Here is a 20,733-nt window from a genome sequence, read left to right on the forward strand (position 1 = left end):
GATTCCTCAATCATGTCCAAGCAATTTGATCTTGTCGTCATCGGCGCAGGCCCTGGCGGCTACGTGGCTGCGATCCGCGCCGCGCAACTGGGTCTGTCCGTGGCTTGCGTCGATGCCGCAGAAAATGCCAAGGGCGGTCCTGCGCCTGGCGGCACCTGCACCAACGTCGGCTGCATTCCGTCCAAGGCACTGCTGCAATCGTCCGAGCATTTCGAACAAGCCAATCACCACTTTGCCGAGCACGGCATCGAAGTGAAGGGCGTGTCCCTGAAGCTCGACAAGCTGATCGGCCGCAAGAACGAAGTCGTCAAACAGAACAACGAAGGCATTCTGTACCTGTTCAAGAAGAACAAGGTCACCTTCTTCCACGGCCATGCGGCATTTGCCGGTCAGGTCGAGGGCGGCTGGTCCATCAATGTGACCGGCAAGACCGAGGAAAACCTGGTTGCCCGTCATGTGATCGTGGCGACGGGTTCGGCTCCGCGCGAACTGCCAGGCGTGCCCTTCGACGAAAAGATCGTCCTGTCCAACGACGGCGCCCTGAGCCTGGACGCAGTGCCCGGCAAGCTGGGCGTGATCGGCGCGGGCGTGATCGGCCTGGAAATGGGCAGCGTGTGGCGCCGCCTGGGTTCCGCCGTGACCGTGCTGGAAGCGGCTCCCGAGTTCCTGGCGGCTGCCGACCAGCAGGTTGCCAAGGAAGCCTTGAAGGCTTTCACCAAGCAGGGCCTGGACATCCAGGTTGGCGTGCAGATCAGCGAAATCAAGCCTTCCGCCAAGAAGGTCGATATCAGCTACAAGAACGCCGCTGGTGAAGAGCAGAAGCTGACGGTGGACCGCCTGATCGTGTCGATCGGGCGCGTGCCGTTCACCGCTGGCCTGAACGCTCCGGCCGTGGGCCTGACCCTGGACGAGCGCGGTTTTGTCGCCGTGGACGCGGAATGCCGCACCAACCTGCCCAATGTGTGGGCGGTGGGTGACGTGGTGCGCGGCCCGATGCTGGCGCACAAGGCCGAAGAAGAAGGCGTGGCGGTTGCCGAGCGCATCGCCGGCCAGCATGGCCATGTCAACTTCGCGACCATTCCGTGGGTGATCTACACCTCGCCGGAAATCGCCTGGGTGGGCCAGACCGAGCAGCAGCTCAAGAAGGAAGGCCGCGCCTACAAGGCGGGCAGCTTCCCCTTCCTGGCCAACGGCCGTGCGCGCGCCCTGGGCGACACCACCGGTTTCGTGAAGGTGCTGGCTGATGCCAAGACCGACGAAGTCCTGGGTGTGCATATCGTCGGCCCGGTTGCTTCCGAGCTGATCGCCGAAGCCGTGACCATCATGGAATTCCGTGGCGCCGCTGAAGACATCGCCCGCATCTGCCATGCTCACCCGACCCTGTCGGAAGCCATGAAAGAAGCTGCGCTGGCCGTGGACAAGCGTGCATTGAACTTCTGATTCCAGCCCGCCTCGGGCGGGTGATTGGACTCCAAGCCCCCTTCCGCGAGGATGGGGGCTTTTTTCATGGGGCGGGCCTGCCGCTGTTCACTAGGATGCCCAGGCCGCCGCGGCTAGGCCTGCGCTGGCGCGGGATGGCGTATGGCGAGCAGGCCGGCGATGGCGAGCAGGCACGCCACACCTGCGCCCAGCATGGCCAGGTGGAAGCCGCTGGTCATGGCTGAGGTATAGAGCCCGGCCAGTTGCGCGCCGGCGTCAGCCGGGAACTGATGCTGGTTGATGGCGAGGTGGGCCAGGGCGGCGGCGTCCGGCAACCCGGCCTCGGTGGCGCTGTGCGTGAGCTGGCGGATAGCCTGGCTGCTCATGAGGGCGCCCAGCAGCGCGATGCCGAGTGTCATGCCGGCCTGGCGCAAGGCATTCATGGTGGCCGAGACCGAGCCGGCCTGTTCTGCCGGGGCCATGACCATGATGACCAGGCTGGTGGCAGGAACTGCCAGTCCGGCACCTGCGCCCAGCAGCACCAGGTTGATGCCGATGAACCAGTAGGGCGTGTGGGCATCGCAGAGCATCATGGCAAACATGGCCAGGGCGGTCAGGGCGTAGCCGCTGATCATCAGGGTGCGTACCGGCAGCCACATGCCCAGCCGCCCGAACAGCATGGACAGGCAGCCGGTGACAAAGAACTGCGGCATCATGCGCCAGCCGGTTTCGACCGGCGACCAGCCGTGGATCTGCTGCAAGTAGATCGAAAAGAAGAACAGGCTGCTGTAGTAGGCGAAGCCCAGCATGAAGGAAGCATTGTTCGCCAGGACAAAGGCGGGCTGGCGAAACAGTTGCAAAGGCAGCAAGGGGCGCGCCAAGCGGCGCTCCACCACGGCAAACAGAATGAAGCCGAGTACAGCCACGCCCAGCGCCAGCAGGGTGGCCGGAGTGCCGAAACCGGTGTCGCCGGCCTGGATCAGGCCATAGGCCAGCGCGCCCAGGGCGATGACGCTCAGGGCCTGGCCCCAGGGGTCACGGGCCGCGTGGTCAGGAAAACGGCGCTCCGGTATGCCCCAGGCTCCCAGCGCGATGGCAAGCAGGCCCAGGGGCAGGTTAATGAGGAAGATGCTCTGCCAGCCCAGGCCGTGCAGCAGCAGGCCGCCCAGCAGCGGTCCGAGGATGAGCGCCAGAGCGCAGAAGGCAGACCAGCCGCCGATGGCGTTGGCGCGGGCCTTGGGTTCCGGGAAGAGGTGGGTCAGGATGGGCAGGGCGCCGGCAATCAACAGGGCAGCCGATACGCCCTGGATGGCCCGGCCGGCCAGCAGTACAGCCAGCGTCGAGGCCAGCCCGCAGATTGCCGAGCCGACCGTGAACAGGACGACGCCTGCCAGCCAGGCCCGTTGGTGCCCGTGGCGGTCAGCAGCCGGGCCAGCGGACAGCATGAACGCCGAGAGGCAAATGGCATAGGCATTGACCACCCATTGCAAGCCGGCAATATCGGTTTGCAAGGCGGTTTGCATGGTGGGCAGGGCGACGTTGACGATGCTGATATCCAGCGTGGCGAGAAACGTGCCGAGATACGCGGCGGCAAGTGCGGCGCGGCGGCGTGCAGTATTCATGGCGAGGGATTCCCGGGTGTGTAGAAATGCGAATGGTTATCTATATTTGCGTTTATGTTATCAATCGACCGACCGTCGGTCAATTCAGTGTTCGATTTTTCAAAGATCTTATGAAAAGATTGGAATGCGGCGGGCGTCTGAGTAGCGCCTTAGCCCCGCATGGTGGCGCGATGGATCTACTCCGGGATAAACCGCGCAACCGATGGCTTGATCGCGGTGCGTTCCGTCGAGGTTGCGCCCTTTGTTATGGTGCTGATTGGTCGTTGCGAACGCTTGTTACCGTTGCCCCGGAAGCCCGGAAGCCCGGAAGCCCGGAAGACTGAGGAACGGCCGGGCCACACAGCGGCCGCAGGCCTGGGCAGTGCGGCACGGCAAGGGTAGCGAAGCAGCGCTAGGTGCAGCAAGCAGGACAGGGGTAGCAAGCAGGACAGGCGCAGACAAGCTTGGCGCCGGGGCCGCGCAGTCGTCCCGCTGCGTGGGGCGTTGACGGGCGGAGTGCATCCATCAGCTGACGGAGATTGCGTGCACGTGTCGTGGTTTTGACAGGATTTTCAGGGATGTCTGTGGTTCTGCTGCCAACAGGCACTTACAATCGCTCTTTTGAGCGGAAGATGATGGCACAGCCCGGTGCATCTCACGCTTTGTTCGCGAATGCCATGGAGTGATGGGCGCATGAATGTCATCGAGTACTACGAACATGCTCTGGCCGAGCGCGGTTACAAGCCGGACGCTGCCCAGCGCAAGGCGATAGAGCGGCTGCAGCGTTATTACGAAGATTGGGAAGTCTATCTGAAACGCGGCGGTGGCCTGTTCGGGCGCCTGTTCCGGCGGCACGAGCCCGCTCCGCGCGGGGTCTATTTCTGGGGCGGTGTCGGACGCGGCAAGAGCTTCCTCATGGATGCCTTCTTCGAAACCGCGCCCGTGGAACGCAAGGGCCGACTGCATTTCCATGAATTCATGCGTGGCGTCCACAAGGAACTGGAATCGGTCAAGGGGATGGAAGATCCGCTGGACGAAGTGGCGCGGCGTGTCGCGGACAAATACCAGCTGATCTGCTTTGACGAGTTCCACGTGTCGGATGTCGCGGACGCGATGATTCTCTACCGCCTGCTGCTCAAAATGTTCGAGTACGGCGTGTCCTTCATCATGACCTCCAACTACGAGCCTTCCACGCTGTATCCGGAAGGCCTGCACCGTGATCGCATCCTGCCGGCCATCGAGCTGATCAAGGAGCGCATGGACATCATGAACGTGGATACCGGCGTGGACTATCGCCAGCGTGCGCTCGAACAGGTCGAATGCTATTACACGCCGCTGGGGCCGCAGGCCGATGCCCACATGGAAAAGGCCTTCGCGCATTTTGCGCGCACGCCAAGCCAGGAGCCGCCGGTGCTGGAAGTCGAGCATCGTCAGCTTACGGCGGTGCGGCTGGCCGAAGACGTCGTGTGGTTCGATTTCGCGACCCTGTGCGACGGCCCCCGCTCACAGAACGACTACCTGGCGCTGGCGGCGCGATTCGAGGCCGTGCTGCTATCGGATGTGCCGCGCATGACCGCACGCGATGCGTCGGCGGCGCGACGCTTCACCTGGTTGATCGACGTCCTGTATGACCACAAGGTGAAGCTGGTCATGTCGGCCCAGTGCGAGGCCGAGGAACTGTATGTCGATGGCCCCATGGCCAATGAGTTCCACCGTACCGTGTCGCGCATCGTGGAAATGCAGTCGCGCGAGTACCTGGAGAGCGAGCGCCGAATGGTGTCTGCGCTTTGATCCTGTGGTTGGCGGGGGCGCATGGCAGCGCGCACACCGTACCGGCGGGCTGTATTCCCGGCTGCTGCCCTGCGAACCCGGCGTCAGCCGCGTTACACTTGGACCGTTAAGCCGTGTTGCGCCTGGATGGCGTGGCGCGGTTCCGTCCAGCCTTGCTTTTTACCGATACCATGACTACGCGTGTACTGACAGGCATTACCACCACCGGCATCCCTCATCTGGGTAATTATGCGGGTGCCATCCGTCCGGCGATCAACGCCAGCACGGAACCGGATGTCGATGCCTACTTCTTCCTGGCCGATTTCCACGCACTGATCAAGTGCGATGATCCCGAGCGCATTGCGCGTTCGCGCCTGGAAATCGCGGCGACCTGGCTGGCGGCAGGGCTGGATACCGAGCGCGTCACTTTCTATCGCCAGTCCGACATTCCGGAAATCCCGGAACTGTCCTGGCTGCTGACCTGCGTGACCTCCAAGGGCCTGATGAACCGCGCGCATGCCTACAAGGCTGCCGTGGACCAGAACCTGGCGCGCGAGGCCGAGGCCGACGACGGCATCACCATGGGCCTGTTCTCCTATCCGGTGCTGATGGCGGCCGATATTCTGATGTTCAATGCCCACCGTGTGCCGGTGGGACGCGACCAGATCCAGCACCTGGAAATGGCACGCGATATTGCTCAGCGTTTCAACCATCTGTACGGTCAGGGTAAGGACCTGTTCGTATTGCCTTCGGTGGAGATCGCCGAAGAAGTTGCGACCCTGCCGGGCCTGGATGGCCGCAAGATGTCCAAGAGCTACGACAACACGATTCCGTTGTTCGCCGGCGGCGCGCGCGCGTTGCAGGATGCCGTCATGCGCATCGTCACCGATTCGCGTGAGCCGGGGGAAGCCAAGGACCCGGATGCATCGCATCTGTTCACGCTCTACCGTGCCTTCGGCAGTGCCGAGGAAACGGCGGCGTTCCGCCAGCAGCTGTTGGATGGCATGGGCTGGGGCGATGCCAAGAAGGCTTTCCTGGCCTTGCTGGAACGCATGCTGGCGCCGATGCGTGAGCGCTATGAGTCCCTGATCGCTCGTCCGGACGACATCGAGGACATCCTGCTGGCTGGCGCGCGCAAGGCGCGCCAGGAATCCATTCCGGCATTGGAAACCCTGCGTGCGGCGGTCGGCCTGCGCAGCCTGAAAACCTCGGTTGCGCCAGCCGCGAACAAGGAAGAAAGCGCGACCCTGCCGAAGCCGCCACGCTTTGTGAGTTTCCGCGATGATGACGGTGCGTTTCGTTTCCGTCTGCTGAGCGGCAACGGCGATGAACTGCTGCTGTCGCGTGTTTTCGCCAACCCCAAGGATATCGGCGCGGTCACGCGGCGCCTGGTGGCCGAGCCGGATAGCGTGTCCATCGCATTTGCCGACGGTGCCTGGGTGGTGTCGCTGGATGGCGCGGCGCTGGCGACCGGCAGCCAGGATGTGGCGGGCTTCGACGAACGCCTGCGCTGGGAACTGGAAGTCCTGAAACAGGCCTGAGGGCCAGCTGGCTAGCTTGACGTGAACATGCCCCCGTCCAGAATGGGCGGCATGACACGCTTCTTGCACCGCTTGGACAGTTGATATGGCAGCAGGAGTGGCGACAGGCTGTGCGCAGCGTCTTGCCGGCGGGCCGGCTCTGCGCAGAACGGGCGGCGGGACGCGCCTGTGCGTGTTTCTCTCAGGCTGCTCCCGCAAAAAGGCCTATTCGTCCAAGGGTCTATGCAGGAAAAGACCTATGCAGAAAATGAATGTTCCTGCGAATGAATATCCGGCAGATCGCCCATGACTTTTCCTGAATGTTTTCGTTTCGATTTGCGCCGCCCGCGTGTTGCGCACACCGTTGTGGCATTCCTGGCCGCCGTGGCCAGCCTGTCTGCGGCGGCAGCGCAGCCGGCTGGATCCAAGGCCTTGCCCCTGATTCAGACGCCGCCGGATAGCGCGATCGCCGAAATGGCGTCAGTGCCAGCCCTGCATGGGCTGGCACTGGCGAATCTCATTGCCAGCAATTGCGCCATCGAAGGCCTGGAGGCTGGCGATGCGGCCCTGATTGGCGGGACGGCCCAGGTGGTCGCTCAGCACCTGGGCGTGGGTAGTGACGAGTATTTTTCCGTCTATATTAACGGCGCGCTGCGTGAGTTCGGTGCTGCAGACGCTTGTCATATCCATGCGGCCAGCACTCTCAGCCTGGCTTCGAGCCTGAAGGCGCAGGGCGGCGCAGTCCTCAACCGGGCCGAGCTCGAGTAACACGGGCTGCGCTGCACCCACCACGGGCATCATTTTCACGCAGGTCCTCACACACCATGTGCGCACGTACATGCCCCCCCTGCCTGCATGACATCGCCCCACGCAGGGCCGGGTCGATCAGGCGTGGTCGTTTATGCGGCGTCTGACTGGCAGGCAGGCTGTGCGCTGCCTGCGTTCGCCTGCCCGAGCCAGGGCACCAGGGTCAGGGGGCAAGTGCGGAGGCAGTGCCTGCTGATGCAGCGACCGGCGCCGCTTCGTTGCTGGCATCTCCGCCCAGCACCTTGAACAGGGTGATGCGGTTGATGGCTTCTTCCAGCCGCAGGCTGATCAGGCTCTGGCGCGCGGCATAAAGGCTGCGTTGCGCAGTCAGCGTTTCCAGGTAGCTGTCCACGCCATTGCGATAGCGTGCATCGGCAAGGTCATAGCTGCGCTGGGTCGCGGCGACCAGCGCCTGCTGGGCATCGAGACGTTCTGCAATCCGTGCGCGTACCGCCAGCGCATCGGCCGTTTCCCTGAAGGCGGTCTGGATGGCACGTTCGTACTGGGCGACATTGATGTCGCGGCTGAGAGTCGCGACATCCAGTTCCGCACGCAGGGCCCCGGCATTGAAGATGGGCAGGGTAATGCTGGGCGCGAATGACCAGATGCGGTGTCCGCCGCCATCGAACAGGTCCGACAGGCTCTGGCTGCCGATGCCGGCTCCGGCTGTGAGGGAAATGCTGGGGAAAAACGCCGCGCGCGCGGTGCCGATATTCGCGTTCGCAGCGAGCAGCGCGTGTTCGGCTGCCTGGACGTCAGGACGCAGCAACAGTACGCTGGAAGGCAGTCCGGCCGGCAGTTCGCTCAGGATGACGGACGCCTGCATGGCATCCAGGCCGGCGTCTGGCAGCAGCCTGTCGGGGACGGCGGTTCCGGCCAGCAGGTCGAGTGCGTTGTGTGCTTGTGCCAGGTCTGTTTCATAGGCCGAGACGTCGACCCGGGCGCTCTCCACACTGGCCTGCACCGAGGCCAGGTCGACGCCGGACACTATGCCTTCGTCGTGCATGGCGCGGGTCAGCGCCAGCGTGCGCTGCTGGCTGGCCAGGGTATCCCGGGCCACGGCCAGGCGCTGCTGGCTGGCGGCAATCTCCAGCCAGGCGCTGGCGGTTTCCGACAACAGGCTGAGTTGCGTGCTGCGCTGGGTCTGCTCCGTCTCCAGATAGGTTTCCAGCGCCTGCTGGTTGAGGCTGCGCAGCCGTCCGAAGAGGTCCAGTTCCCAGCTGCTCAGGCCTGCCTGCAGCGAGCTGCTGCGGTTGACCTGGGTGGCATCTTCGCCAATGACGCTGCGCGACGCGCTGTGCTGGCCGTTCAGATTGACCGAGGGCCAGCTGTCGGCGCGCTGGATGCGGTATTGCGCCCGCGCTTTCTCGATATTGAGCAGGGCCACGCGCAGATCGCGGTTGTTGGCAAGCGCGAGTTCCATGACCTCGCGCAATTGCTGGTCGACGAACACGGCGCGCCAGGCGGCCGGCATATAGGTTACGGCTGTCGTGTCCGGGCTGGCGCCATCCAGGCTGGCGGGGACGGGCAGCGGCGGGCGTTCATAATCGGGCGCCAGGGTGGAGCAGCCGCCAAGGGCAATGGCCAGGGCGGCCAGCCCCAGACGGCGCGAAGCAAGGTGTGACAGGAACATCAGCTTGGATCCTCGTCATGGCGTGTGACATGCTTGCGCCCTGGCAGCAGGCTGCGCACGATGACATAGAAAAGCGGCACGAAGAAAATACCCAGCAAGGTCGAAACCAGCGTACCGCCAAAGACGCCGGTCCCCAGGGAGTGGCGGCCACCGGCACCCGCGCCTGAGCTGATTACCAGCGGGAAGACACCCAGCAGGAACGCCAGCGACGTCATGATGATGGGCCGCAAACGCATGCGCGCGGCATGCAGGGTGGCATCCAGCAGCGTCATGCCGCGGTTTTCGAGGTCGCGCGCGAACTCCACGATCAGAATGCCGTTTTTCGCCGCCAGCCCCACGGTGGCCAGCAGGCCGACCTGGAAGTAGACATCGTTGGCCAGGCCGCGTGTGTATGTCAGCAGCAGTGCGCCTACGATGCCGATGGGAACAGCCAGCATGACCGAGAACGGAATGGACCAGCTTTCGTACAGCGCCGCCAGGCACAGGAAGACGAACAGCAGCGACACGGCATAGAGCAGTGGCGCCTGGGCGCCGGAAATCTGTTCCTGGTAGGACAGGCCGGACCAGGCATAGCCAATGCCGGCCGGCAACTGCGTGACCAGGCTTGCGATTTCGGTCATGGCTGTGCCGGAGCTGACGCCGGGCGCCGGTTCGCCCGTGATTTCCAGCGAAGACGAGCCATTGAAGCGTGCCAGGGCGGCTGGCGCCTGGCTCCAGCCATTGGTGGCGAAGGCGGCGAAGGAAACCATTTCGCCATTGCCGTTGCGCACCCACCAGCGGTTGATGTCCTGCGGCAGCATGCGGGCTTCCGCCTGCCCCTGGACGTAGACCTTCTTGATGCGGCCCCGATTGATGAAGTCGTTGACGTAGGAGCCGCCCATGGCGATGGACAGGGTATTGTTGATGTCGCCCAGCGAGACATCCAGCGCGGCGGCGCGTGCATCGTCGATCTTGATGTCAAAGGAGGGGGAGTCCTCCTGGCCACCGTACCGTACGTTGATCAGCTGGGGGTTGTCGGCAGCCAGGCGCAGCAATTCGTCCTTGGCGGCGACCAGGGCTTCATGCCCGAGGCCGCCCAGGTCCTGCAATTGCAGCGTGAAGCCGGCGCTGCGGCCCATGCCGGGGATGCCCGAGGGCGCCATGGCGAAGATCTGGGCATCCTTGATCTTTGCCATTTCGCTGGAAATGCGCCGGCCCACTTCCTGGGCATTGGCCTTGCGTTCCGACCAGTCCTTGAGTTTGACGAAAGCCATGCCGACGTTCTGGCCGTTGCCGCTGAAACTGAAGCCGGAAATGGCCATGACGGACTGGATTTCAGGTTGGCTGAGCGCGTAGTCGGTCAACTGGCCCATGGTGTCCACGGTGACTTCCTGGGTGGTGCCCGGGGTCAGCTTGACCTGCACCATCAGGATGCCCTGGTCTTCCTCAGGCAGGAAGGAAGTGGGCAGGCGCCAGAACAGCAAGGCCATGGCGGCGATCAGCAGCGCATAGACCAGCAGCGAGGCCAGGCGGTGTGTGACGACTCGCTGAACGCCGTGCTGATAGCGCGTGGCGCTGCGGTCGAAGGCATGGTTGAACCAGCCGAAAAAGCGTCCCAGCGGGCCACGCGGGCTGGCATGGCCGCCGGCGGAAAGCGGCTTGAGGAAGCTGGCGCAGAGTGCGGGCGTCAGCGTCATGGCGACCAGCACGGAGAGAATCATGGAGGCCGCGATGGTGACGGAGAACTGGCGATAGATCATGCCGGTGGAACCGCCGAAAAACGCCATGGGCAGGAACACCGCCGTCAGGACCAGCGCGATGCCGACCAGCGCGCCGGTGATCTGCCCCATGGATTTACGCGTGGCTTCGCGCGGTGACAGGCCTTCGGTGACCATCACGCGTTCCACGTTTTCCACCACCACGATGGCGTCGTCCACCAGCAGGCCGATGGCCAGCACCATGCCGAACATGCTCAGGGTATTGATGGAATAACCCAGTGCCGCCAGCACGCCGAAGGTCCCGAGCAGCACGATGGGAACGGCGATCGCCGGTATCAGCGTGGCGCGCCAGTTCTGCAGGAACAGGTACATGATCAACACCACCAGGACGATGGCTTCGATCAGGGTCTTGACGACCTCCTGGATGGATATCTGTACAAAAGGCGTGGTGTCGTAGGCCACCTGGTAGGTCAGGCCGGGCGGGAAGAACTCGGCGAGCTGCGCCAGTTTTTCCTTGACCGCCTTGGAGACATCCAGCGCGTTGGCGTCGCTGGCCAGTTCTATGCCCAGCCCGGCGGATACCCTGCCGTTGAACTGGCTGCTGATGGCGTAGCTTTCGCTGCCCAGTTCCACCGTGGCGACGTCCGACAGGTAGACCACGCTGCCGTTCGGGGAGGACTTGAGGATGATGCGTTCGAACTGCTCGGGCGTTTGCAGGCGGCTGCGCGAACTGATGGTGGCATTGAGGCGCTGGCCGTCGATGGAAGGCAGGGCGCCCAGCGCGCCCGAGGACACGTCATTGTTCTGCGCCTGGATGGCATTGGAGACATCCGAAGGCATGAGCGTGTAGGTGCGCAGCTTATCGGGGTCGAGCCAGATGCGCATGGAGTATTTGGACCCCATCACCTGCACGTTGCCCACGCCGTTCACACGGCCGATGGGGTCCTGCAGCGTCGCCGCCATGTAGTCGGCGATGTCGGTGCGGTTCATGCTGTCATCTTCGGACGTGAAGGCCAGCACCATGAATATGTTGCCCGACGACTTGGTGACCGTCACACCTGTGTCCTGCACCGGCTCGGGCAGCATGCGCTCGGCCTGCTTGAGCTTGTTCTGGACCTGGACCTGTGCGGTATCCGGGTTGGTGCCCGATTCGAAGGTGAGCGAGATTTGCGATGTGCCCGACGAGCTGCTGGTCGAGGACATGTACATCAGGTTGTCCAGCCCCGTCATCTGCTGCTCGATGACCTGGGTGACCGAGTTTTCCACCGTTTCCGCCGATGCGCCGTTGTAGGTGGCGCGTATGGAAACGGAAGGGGGAGCGATATCAGGGTATTGCTCCAGCGGCAACAGCTTGATCGACAGAATGCCGGCCAGCATGATGACGATGGCGATGACCCAGGCGAAGATGGGACGGTCGATGAAGAAACGGGACACGGCGTCAGGCTCCTCGCGGGCTTATCGGGCGGCGGAAGCGGCAACCGGGGACATGGGCGCGGTCTCGGCGCTGGCTTCCTGGTTGACGGGATTGACGTCTGCGCCGGGTTTCAGGCGGCTGCCGCCGGCCGTGACCAGGCGATCACCGGCCTGGATGCCGGACAGCACTACCCATTGGTCGCCGATGGCGTCGCCCAGCTCGACGACGCGTTGCGCGAGCTTGTTGCCGTCGTCGACCAGCTGTACCGTGGCTTCGCCGCGGGTATTGCGCGTGATGGCGGTCTGGGGCACGAGAATGGCGTTGTCGTTGATCGCCATCGGCAGTTCGGCACGCACATACATGCCGGGCAGCAGTAGGCCGTCGGGATTGGGGAAGAGCGCGCGCAACAGCACGTCGCCGGTGTCGGTGCCTACCGAGGTGCCGATGAAGGCCAGCGAGCCGCTGTGGTCGTAGGTGCTGCCATCTTCCAGCAGCAGGCGCACGTCTATGGCTTCGCCTGCCGATTTCAGGTCGCCGCTGCTCATGCGTTTGCGCAGCGACAGCAACTGGGCGCTGGAGAGCGCCACATCGACATAGATCGGGTCCAGCTGCCGAATGGTGGTCAGCGGCGCTTCCTGGTTGCCGGTGACCAGGGCGCCAGGGGTATAGGCGGATGTGCCCACCACGCCGGAAATCGGCGCCGTGATGCGGGTGTAGTCCAGGTTGATGCGCGCCGTCTGCAGCGCCGCTCGGGCTGCCAATACCGCCGCTTCGTTCTGGCGCAGGGTGGCCTGGGCCTCGTCGGCCGCCTGGCGGCTGACCGCATCGAGTTTCAACAGGTTGGCATAGCGCTGGGCCTTGGGTCGGGCGGCGAGCACGGCGGCCTCAGCCTGCGCCAGGTTGGCCTTGGCGCTGTCGAATGCGGCCTGGTAGGTGGCCGGGTCGATCTGGTAGAGCACTTCGCCTGCCTTGACCTGCTGCCCTTCGGTGAAAAGCCGTTTTTGCAGGATGCCGCTGACTTGCGGGCGCACATCGGAAATCATGTAAGCCACTGTCCGGCCAGGCAGCCGCTGGTTCATGGCCAGCGGTTGCGCGACGACCGATTGCACGATGACTTCGGCGGGGCCGGTGGCCGTCGGGGCCTGCTGCTCCTTGGTGCAGGCAGCCAGCGCCATTGCCAACAACATGGGTAACAGCAGGGGGCGCAGGCCTGACCAGGAAACGGAGCGGGCAGAACCGGAAGACGGACGTGCGGACATCATGAAAACCTTTGAGCGCTGGGAACGTTACTCTAACCCGGGAATGTGTAGGAAATTTGGATGCAGGCGCAGGCAGGACGGGGAAAGGCCGGAACTTGGATGGAACGGCACCCGGAGCGGGGCCGACAAATTTACCTGCCGGTATTGTCGGCGTACCGGCATGGAGAACGGCCCCCACCGCCAAACCGGAGCGGCTGGCGGCAGGGGCCGAAAGCAAGGCAGGGCGCCTGAAGCTGGGCTAGCGCTTCAGCTTGGCCAGGGCAGCTGCCATGGCGTTGTTGAAGGGCGCCGTCTCGCCCCGGCCCTTGCCGCCTTGCCCGCCATTGCCGTTGTTGCCGCGCCGGCTGGCGGGGGCATCACCGCTGCGGCGGGCCGCCGGCAGCGCATCGTCGTTCAGGCGCATGGTCAGGGCCACGCGTTTGCGAGCCGCATCCACTTCCAGTACCTTGACCGTCACGGTCTGACCGACGCGAACCACGTCGCGCGGGTCCTTGACGAATTTTTCCGAAAGCGCGGAAATGTGTACCAGCCCATCCTGGTGCACGCCAATGTCCACGAAGGCGCCGAAGTTCGCGACGTTGGTGATCACGCCTTCCAGCACCATGCCCGGAAGCAGGTCGTTCAGGGTTTCCACGCCTTCCTTGAACTGCGCCGTCTTGAATTCAGGGCGCGGGTCGCGGCCAGGTTTCTCCAGCTCGGAGAAAATGTCACGCACCGTGGGCAGGCCGAAGCGATCATCGGTGAATTCGCTGGGCGAAAGCCCCTTGAGGGCCTCCCGCTGGCCGATGACCTGGCGCACGTCAGCCTTGATCTTGTCCAGGATGCGCGCCACGACAGGGTAGGCCTCGGGGTGCACCGACGACGCATCCAGCGGGTTGTGGCCGTTGGGAATGCGCAGAAAGCCTGCCGCCTGTTCGAAGGCCTTGTCGCCGAAGCGGGGCACGTCCTTGAGTTTGCTGCGTTCCGGGAAGGGGCCGTGCTGGTCGCGGTAGGCGACGATGTTGCGCGCGACCAGCGAACTGAGTCCGGAGACGCGGGTCAGCAGGGCGGCCGATGCGGTGTTCACGTCCACGCCGACCGCGTTTACGCAGTCTTCCACGACGGCGTCTAGCGAACGGGCCAATTCACGTTGGTTCACGTCATGCTGGTATTGCCCGACGCCGATGGCCTTGGGGTCTATCTTGACGAGCTCGGCCAGCGGGTCCTGCAGGCGGCGCGCAATCGAGGCGGCGCCGCGCAGGCTGACATCCAGGTCGGGGAATTCCTGCGCCGCCAGTTCCGAAGCGGAGTAGACCGAGGCGCCAGCTTCCGAGACGACGACGCGGGTCAGGCCCAGTTCGGGATGGCGAGCCATCAGGTCGGCCACGAGTTTTTCCGTTTCACGCGAGGCGGTGCCATTGCCGATGGCAACCAGTTCGATGCCATGGCGCGCGGCCAGCATGGCAAGTGTACGCAAGGCGCCTTCCCGGTCACGGCGCGGTTCGAACGGGTAGACCGTTGCGGTGTCGAGCAGTTTGCCGGTGCGGTCGATGGCTGCGACCTTGACGCCGGTACGGATGCCGGGGTCCAGGCCGAGCACGGACTTGGGGCCGGCGGGCGCGGCCAGCAGCAGGTCCTTGAGGTTGGCGGCGAACACGCGGATGGCCTCGGCTTCGGCGTCCTCGCGCAGACGGGTCAGCATTTCGCTTTCGAATGCGGTCAGGAGCTTGACGCGCCAGGTCCAGCGGCAGACTTCGCCGATCCAGCGTTCGTGCGCCGTCGCGTCGGCGGCGTATAGGCTGTCGTTCCAGCCGAAATGACGGGCAATGCGCGATACGCAGGGGTGCGGCAGCAGGGCTTCCTGCTCGGCTTCCAGGCCCACGCGCAAGTCCAGCACACCCTGCTGGCGGCCACGCAGGAGCGCCAGGATACGGTGCGAAGGCAGGCTGCGCAGCGCTTCATTGAAATCGAACCAGTCGCGGAAGTTGGCGCCTTCGGCTTCCTTGCCTTCCACGACCTTGGCGTAGAGCAGGCCGGAGCGCCAGACGAAATCGCGCAAACTAGCCAGCAGGTCGGCATCCTCGGCATAGCGCTCGGCGAGGATGTCGCGTGCGCCGTCCAGCGCTGCCTTGGCGTCGGCAAAACCGGCTTCTGCATTGAGATGGTTTTCCGCCAGCACTGCCGGATCGGCCTTGGCGTCGGCGAGGATGGCATCGACCAGCGCGTCCAGCCCGGCTTCGCGGGCGATCTGGGCCCGGGTACGGCGCTTCGGCTTGTAGGGGGCGTACAGGTCTTCCAGGCGCTGCTTGGTGTCGGCCTGCGAGATTTCCTGGCGCAGGGTTTCGGTCAGCTTGCCCTGTTCGTGGATGGACGCCAGGATGGCGCTGCGGCGGTCTTCAAGTTCGCGCAGGTAGGACAGGCGCACTTCGAGATTGCGCAGCACGGTGTCGTCCAGGCCGCCGGTCACTTCCTTGCGGTAGCGGGCAATAAAGGGAACGGTGGCGCCGTCATCGAGCAGGCCGATCGCGGCGGCCACTTGGGCGGCGCGGACGGACAGCTCGGTGGCAAGCTGGGCAACGATGCGCTGCTGGGCCAGTTCGGGCGATTCGGCAACGTAAGTGGCGGTCGTTTCAGACATGGAGTACCAGGTAATCTACAGGATGAATCAACAGGACAACTACAGGATGAATCAACAGGACAAGTGGCCGATTTTGCCATAAGTGCCAGGGATGACCGTCCGCCAGGCGCTATGATCTTGCATTGGTTTGCGCTGTCCCGGGTTAATCCGGCCTGTCCGCCCCTGATATCGGGGCAGGCTGGCCTGGCCCAGGCGTGCGCGGGTGGCGCGCTGGCGCTGCGATTCATACGGAAGGTTCATGCTGGAAACACAGGTGGCGGCGCAGTTCGCCGAGGATGGGGCGCTGGCTCGCGTGCCGGGGTTCCGCCCGCGCGTGGCGCAAGTGGAGTTGGCGCGCGCCATCGCACGGACATTGAGCAGCGGCTCGACGCTGGTCGCCGAGGCGGGCACGGGCACGGGCAAGACCTGGGCCTATCTGGTGCCCGCGCTGCTGGCGGGCGGCAAGGTGCTGATCTCCACGGGCACGCGCACGCTGCAGGACCAACTGTTCAAGCGCGATCTGCCGCGCGTCCGGGCGGCGCTGGCCGTACCGGCCACCGTGGCCCTGCTCAAGGGGCGGGGCAACTATGTCTGCCACTATCACCTGGCTAATCTGGAACAGGATGACCGCGGCCTGCGTTCTCGCTCCGAAGTGGCTCAGCTGCGGCGTATTCGCGTGTTTGCGAACGAAAGCCAGACGGGCGATCGCGCCGAGCTCGCAACAGTGCCGGAAACCGCGGAAATCTGGCAGCGGGTTACCTCCACCCATGATAATTGCCTTGGCCAGGAGTGCCCGAATGTGCGGGACTGTTTCGTGATCAAGGCGCGCCGGCAGGCCCAGGAGGCCGACATTGTTGTGGTCAACCATGCCTTGTTCATGGCGGACCTGGCACTGCGCGAGGAAGGGGTGACGGATCTGCTGCCTGAGGCTTCGGCAGTGATTTTCGACGAAGCGCATCAGTTGCCCGATACGGCGACACGTTTTCTGGGCGACAGCCTTTCCACGCACCAGTTGCTGGACCTGTCGCGTCAGGTCCAGGCCGTGGGCCTGGCACAGGCGCGGGAGTCCTGTCACTGGGCAGAACTGTGCGGAGCGCTGGAAACGGCGGTGCGTGAATGGCGGCTGGGGTGTGCGCCGCTGGAGCAGGCGCCGGGCCGCAAGGCCACGCTGGAAAGCCTGGCCCGCTTCGGTATCGAAGATTTCGGCGCGCGCCTGGAGCAGGTTTGCGCCGCGCTGGAGCAAATGGAAGCCGTGCTCAAGGCCTGTGCCGAACGCCATCCCGATTTGGCGGCCGCGCAGCGGACGGTGCAGGGCATCCTGGCGCGGCTGGAGCGCTGGCAGGGCAAAGCCGTCCCGGCGGCCGAAGGCGCTCCAGCCGTGCCGGCGCCTGCCGCCGGGGCAGTACGCTGGGTGGAACTGGGTGCGCATCACCTGCGCATCCAGCGTGCACCACTGTCGGTGAGCGAAACTTTTTCGCGCTGCCGGGCGCCGGGCCAGGCCTGGGTCATGACCTCGGCCACGCTGTCAGTCTGGGGCGATTTTGCCCATTTCATCGACCAACTGGGCCTGTCCGGCGCGGAGATCGGTTATTGGGAGTCACCGTTCGATTACGCCGCGCAGGGCCTGCTGTTCGTACCGCGTTCGCTGCCCGAACCGCAATCGCCGCGTTTTACCCAGGCTTTCGTGGATATGTTGGCGGACGTCCTGGCGGCTAGCGAAGGTGGCGCGTTGGTGCTGTGCACGACGCTGAGGGCGGTGGAACGCATCGCCCAGGCGCTGGAAGTTGTGTATGACGATCGTGGCTGGGACTGGCCGCTGATGCGCCAGGGGCAGGGGGCTCGCGGCGAGTTGCTGGAACGTTTCCGCAAGGAGCCCCATGCCGTGTTGGTGGGCAGCGCTACGTTCTGGGAAGGGGTAGACGTGCCCGGCGATGCGCTGCGGCTGGTGGCAATCGACAAACTACCTTTCGCGCCGCCGGACGACCCGGTGGTCGAGGCGCGGGTGCGGGCTTGCCGCGAGCGCGGCGGCAATCCGTTTGGCGAATATCAGCTGCCCGAGGCGGCAATCGCGCTCAAGCAGGGCGCGGGACGGCTGATTCGTACCGAGTCAGATTGGGGGGTGTTGATGGTGGCGGACAGCCGGCTCGTGGACAAGCCCTATGGCAAGCGCCTGTGGCGCGGTCTGCCGCCTTTTGCCCGGACACGCAACGTCGAAGACGTCAAGGCTTTTTTCCGCGAACGCCGCGCTGTGGAGGTGCCGGATGCGGATCCCGCGGGGAAACGCGCCGGCCAGGAATGATCGGCCGGCGCCCAGGTCAGGTCAGAACCAGCCGACCGGATTCCACCATGACGGTTTGTCGTCGTAGTCGCTGTTCATGACCAGCGTGGCGTTGGGGAAGTTCGCCAGCAGGACGCGGTGAGTGTCGTCGCGCAGGTCGGTCTGGCCCAGCTTGTCGTAGGCCAGCACCATCAGCTTGAGGGCCTCTTCCGTGGCCGGGACGCCTTCGAAGTCGGTAATCACCGCCTGGGCGCGGTTGATGGCTGCCAGATAGGCGTCACGTTCGTAGTAATAGCGGGCGACGTGCACTTCGTTCATGGCGATGGTGTTGACCAGCCATGCCATGCGGTCACGGGCTTCCTGGGCATATTTGCTGTCCGGGTAGCGCGCGATCAGCTCATTGAAGGAATCATAGGACTGGCGCAGGCCCTTGGGGTCGCGCTCGGAAGGGTCCTGGCCGGTCAGGTTGGCCATGAAGGCGCTGGGCGGCGTGAAGCTGATCAGGCCTTTCAGGTACAGCATGTAATCCGTGCCGGGGTGGTTGGGATACTGTTGCTGGAAGCGGTCGATCGTGGCCAGCGCCTGGTCGGGCTCGCTGTCGCGCCAGTTCACGTAGGCAAGGTCGATCAGCGCCTGCTGTGCGTAGACGCCGAAGGGGTAGCGGCTTTCCAGCGTGACGAGACGGTTGCGGGCGGCGGTCCAGTTGCCCGAGTCAACCTCCGCCTTGGCGTCCTGATAAAGCTGTTCCGCCGTCCAGGTGGCGGTGATGTCGCGTTCGCGGCCAGCGGTGCCGCAAGCGGACAGCAGCACAGCGGAGCCCAGGACGACGGGCAGCAGCACGGAGCGGCTGAACGAGCCGCGACGGCGGAAGGAAATGGCAATCTGGCTGATCACGGAAGATATCCTTGGTGTTAGCATTCCGGGCTGATTATAAGATCGACGCCATGCCTGAACGTACTGATAGCCCGGTTTCTTTGTCGGAAGATGACGCTTTGGAGTTGGTTGTGCCGGAATCGTTCCGTGCCGACCGGCTCGACAAGGTGCTGGCCGCGCTGCTTGACGGACATTCGCGGGCACGCCTGCAGGCCTGGATCGAAGCGGGCGCGGTGCATATCAATGATAGCGCGGCGCCGGCGAAGGTGCGGACCACCGTCTATCCCGGCGATGTCCTGAACGTCGTGCCCCAGCCTGCGCCGGAAGACCGGGCCTTCGAGCCGCAGGACGTGGCTTTCGAGGTGGTTGCCGACAGCCCGGACTGGATTGTCGTCAACAAGCCCGCAGGACTGGTGACGCACCCCGGCGCGGGCAACTGGCAGGGCACGCTGCTCAATGGTTTGTTGTACCGTTACCCGGAGCTGGCTGGCGTGGCGCGCGCCGGCATCGTGCATCGTCTGGACAAGGATACCTCGGGCCTCTTGGTTGTGGCGCGCAATGAACTGGCGCAGACGCACCTGGTGCGGCAACTGCAGGCGCGAACTATGGGGCGCGAATACATGGCGCTGGCGCATGGCTGGGTGGCGCGTGACGGTACCGTGGACCGAGCGATCGGCCGCGACCGGCGGGTGCCGGTCCGCATGGCGGTGGACAGTCCCGTGGCGCCCAAGCCCGCCGTGACACATTATTCCGTTGTGGCGCGTGGCAAGGTGGAAGCGCTGCCGGTCACGGAAGTGGTATGTCGGCTGGAAACGGGCCGCACGCACCAGATCCGTGTCCACCTCGCCAGCCTGGGGCATCCCTTGCTGGCCGATGAAATTTATGGCGGCCGCACCGTAGGGGGCGCGCAGCGGCAGATGTTGCATGCGCGCGCGTTGCGCTTCGAAGACCCGGCAGGGCATGGGCTATGCCAATGGCAGGCGCCGGTGCCTGCCGATATGCAGCAAGTCAGGGAGACAATCGAATGGGACGAGTAGACCGGGCGGGTTTGCCGGTAGTGACAGCGCCGGATTGGCTGGGCGCTGCAGCGTTCACGACCACGCGCCAGGGGGGCAGCAGTGTTGCGCCTTTTGACAGCCTTAACCTGGGGGCGGCGGCGGGCGATGATGCCCAGGCCGTGGCGCGCAACCGCAATCGCCTGGCAGCTGCGCTGCCGGGAGCGCCGGTATGGCTGCGTCAGGTGCACGGAATACACGTGCATGATGCCGACGCCGATGCGCAACCGGGCACGGCGGAACCTGAGGCTGACGCCGCGGTAACGACCCAGGCCCGCCGTGTCCTGGCGATTCTTACGGCAGATTGCCTGCCTGTCGTCATTGCCGAGGCGCATGGCAAGGCGCTGGGGGCAGCGCATGCGGGCTGGCGTGGCCTGGCCGGTGGCGTGCTGGAGGCCACATTGGCAGCGCTGCGGCAGAAATGTCCGGACCCGGTGGGCTGGCGCGCCTGGATCGGCCCGGCGATCGGGCCGGCGGCATTCGAAGTGGGTGAAGAGGTACGGCAAGCCTTCGTGTCGGTGGATGCCGTGGCTGCCGATGCCTTCCAGCCCCGTCCCGGCATGCCGGGCAAATGGCTGGCCAATCTGCCCGCGCTGGCCGAGCGTCGCCTGCGCTTGGCGGGTGTGGAAGTCGTGGCGCAAAGCGGCGAATGTACATTCAGCGACACGCAGGCGTTTTTTTCCTACCGGCGTGATGGAATGACAGGCAGGCAGGCGACGTTGGCCTGGCTGCCCTGATACCGGCGACAGGTGCGTGCTGCGCTGCCGCATTGACAGCCCTGGCGGGCGCAGGCAACATCGGGCAAGCAGTG

Annotated in this window: 13 protein-coding genes; 7 read left to right on the forward strand and 6 right to left on the reverse strand. The window is 64.7% G+C overall.

The genetic code is table 11. The annotated features are described in order from the left end of the window. Nucleotides 1-12: 12 nt before the first annotated feature. Nucleotides 13-1,440 (forward strand): dihydrolipoyl dehydrogenase, encoded by a 1,428-nt coding sequence (lpdA, locus tag EV679_RS16635; RefSeq protein ID WP_068370176.1) that lies wholly within the window; start codon nucleotides 13-15, stop codon nucleotides 1,438-1,440. Between the two features lie 113 nt (nucleotides 1,441-1,553). On the opposite strand, the gene EV679_RS16640 is transcribed toward lpdA, so the two are convergent. Further along, complete coding sequence (locus EV679_RS16640; RefSeq protein ID WP_068370174.1) at nucleotides 1,554-3,041, reverse strand: MFS transporter; 1,488 nt, start codon at nucleotides 3,039-3,041, stop codon at nucleotides 1,554-1,556. A gap of 672 nt (nucleotides 3,042-3,713) precedes the next feature. On the opposite strand from EV679_RS16640, the gene zapE reads away from it, so the two are divergent. From zapE to EV679_RS16655, 3 genes are all read left to right on the forward strand, one after another. After that, the gene (gene zapE, locus EV679_RS16645; protein ID WP_068370172.1) at nucleotides 3,714-4,811 is read left to right on the forward strand and encodes a cell division protein ZapE; all 1,098 of its coding nucleotides are present in this window, start codon (nucleotides 3,714-3,716) and stop codon (nucleotides 4,809-4,811) included. 170 nt (nucleotides 4,812-4,981) lie between these two features. Continuing rightward, entirely contained in the window at nucleotides 4,982-6,331 is a 1,350-nt protein-coding gene (locus EV679_RS16650) for a tryptophan--tRNA ligase (RefSeq protein WP_130487821.1), read from the forward strand. A 285-nt stretch (nucleotides 6,332-6,616) separates the two neighbouring features. Next, a complete protein-coding gene (locus EV679_RS16655; protein ID WP_068370170.1) occupies nucleotides 6,617-7,078 on the forward strand; it encodes a hypothetical protein in 462 nt (153 codons plus the stop codon). A 202-nt stretch (nucleotides 7,079-7,280) separates the two neighbouring features. On the opposite strand, the gene EV679_RS16660 is transcribed toward EV679_RS16655, so the two are convergent. From EV679_RS16660 to EV679_RS16675, 4 genes are all read right to left on the reverse strand, one after another. Further along, nucleotides 7,281-8,750, reverse strand: coding sequence for an efflux transporter outer membrane subunit (locus EV679_RS16660; RefSeq protein WP_130487805.1), 1,470 nt, complete (start codon nucleotides 8,748-8,750; stop codon nucleotides 7,281-7,283). Further along, nucleotides 8,750-11,881: an efflux RND transporter permease subunit gene (locus EV679_RS16665; protein ID WP_130487806.1), complete on the reverse strand. Its 3,132-nt coding sequence runs from the start codon at nucleotides 11,879-11,881 to the stop codon at nucleotides 8,750-8,752. Before EV679_RS16665 ends, EV679_RS16660 begins: the two co-directional genes overlap by 1 nt. Before the next feature lie 21 nt (nucleotides 11,882-11,902). Continuing rightward, nucleotides 11,903-13,123 carry an efflux RND transporter periplasmic adaptor subunit gene (locus EV679_RS16670; protein ID WP_242611515.1) on the reverse strand — a complete coding sequence of 407 codons (1,221 nt, stop codon included), beginning with the start codon at nucleotides 13,121-13,123 and terminating at the stop codon, nucleotides 11,903-11,905. A 235-nt stretch (nucleotides 13,124-13,358) separates the two neighbouring features. Next, a complete protein-coding gene (locus EV679_RS16675; protein ID WP_068370161.1) occupies nucleotides 13,359-15,737 on the reverse strand; it encodes a Tex family protein in 2,379 nt (792 codons plus the stop codon). Nucleotides 15,738-15,975: 238 nt separating this feature from the next. Between EV679_RS16675 and EV679_RS16680 the strand changes: the two genes are divergently transcribed. Then, on the forward strand, nucleotides 15,976-18,015 hold the full coding sequence (locus EV679_RS16680) for a DNA repair helicase YoaA (protein WP_130487807.1): 2,040 nt from the start codon (nucleotides 15,976-15,978) through the stop codon (nucleotides 18,013-18,015). A gap of 21 nt (nucleotides 18,016-18,036) precedes the next feature. Here the strand turns inward: EV679_RS16680 and EV679_RS16685 are convergent, their stop codons facing one another. After that, nucleotides 18,037-18,888, reverse strand: coding sequence for an outer membrane protein assembly factor BamD (locus EV679_RS16685; protein WP_253102223.1), 852 nt, complete (start codon nucleotides 18,886-18,888; stop codon nucleotides 18,037-18,039). A gap of 50 nt (nucleotides 18,889-18,938) precedes the next feature. On the opposite strand from EV679_RS16685, the gene EV679_RS16690 reads away from it, so the two are divergent. Further along, complete coding sequence (locus EV679_RS16690) at nucleotides 18,939-19,904, forward strand: RluA family pseudouridine synthase (RefSeq protein ID WP_130487808.1); 966 nt, start codon at nucleotides 18,939-18,941, stop codon at nucleotides 19,902-19,904. After that, complete coding sequence (pgeF, locus tag EV679_RS16695) at nucleotides 19,892-20,659, forward strand: peptidoglycan editing factor PgeF (protein WP_130487809.1); 768 nt, start codon at nucleotides 19,892-19,894, stop codon at nucleotides 20,657-20,659. The genes EV679_RS16690 and pgeF overlap by 13 nt, the downstream gene beginning before the upstream one ends. The last annotated feature ends 74 nt before the right edge of the window (nucleotides 20,660-20,733 follow it).

Source organism: Kerstersia gyiorum (genome assembly GCF_004216755.1).
GTDB classification, from domain to species: domain Bacteria; phylum Pseudomonadota; class Gammaproteobacteria; order Burkholderiales; family Burkholderiaceae_B; genus Kerstersia; species Kerstersia gyiorum.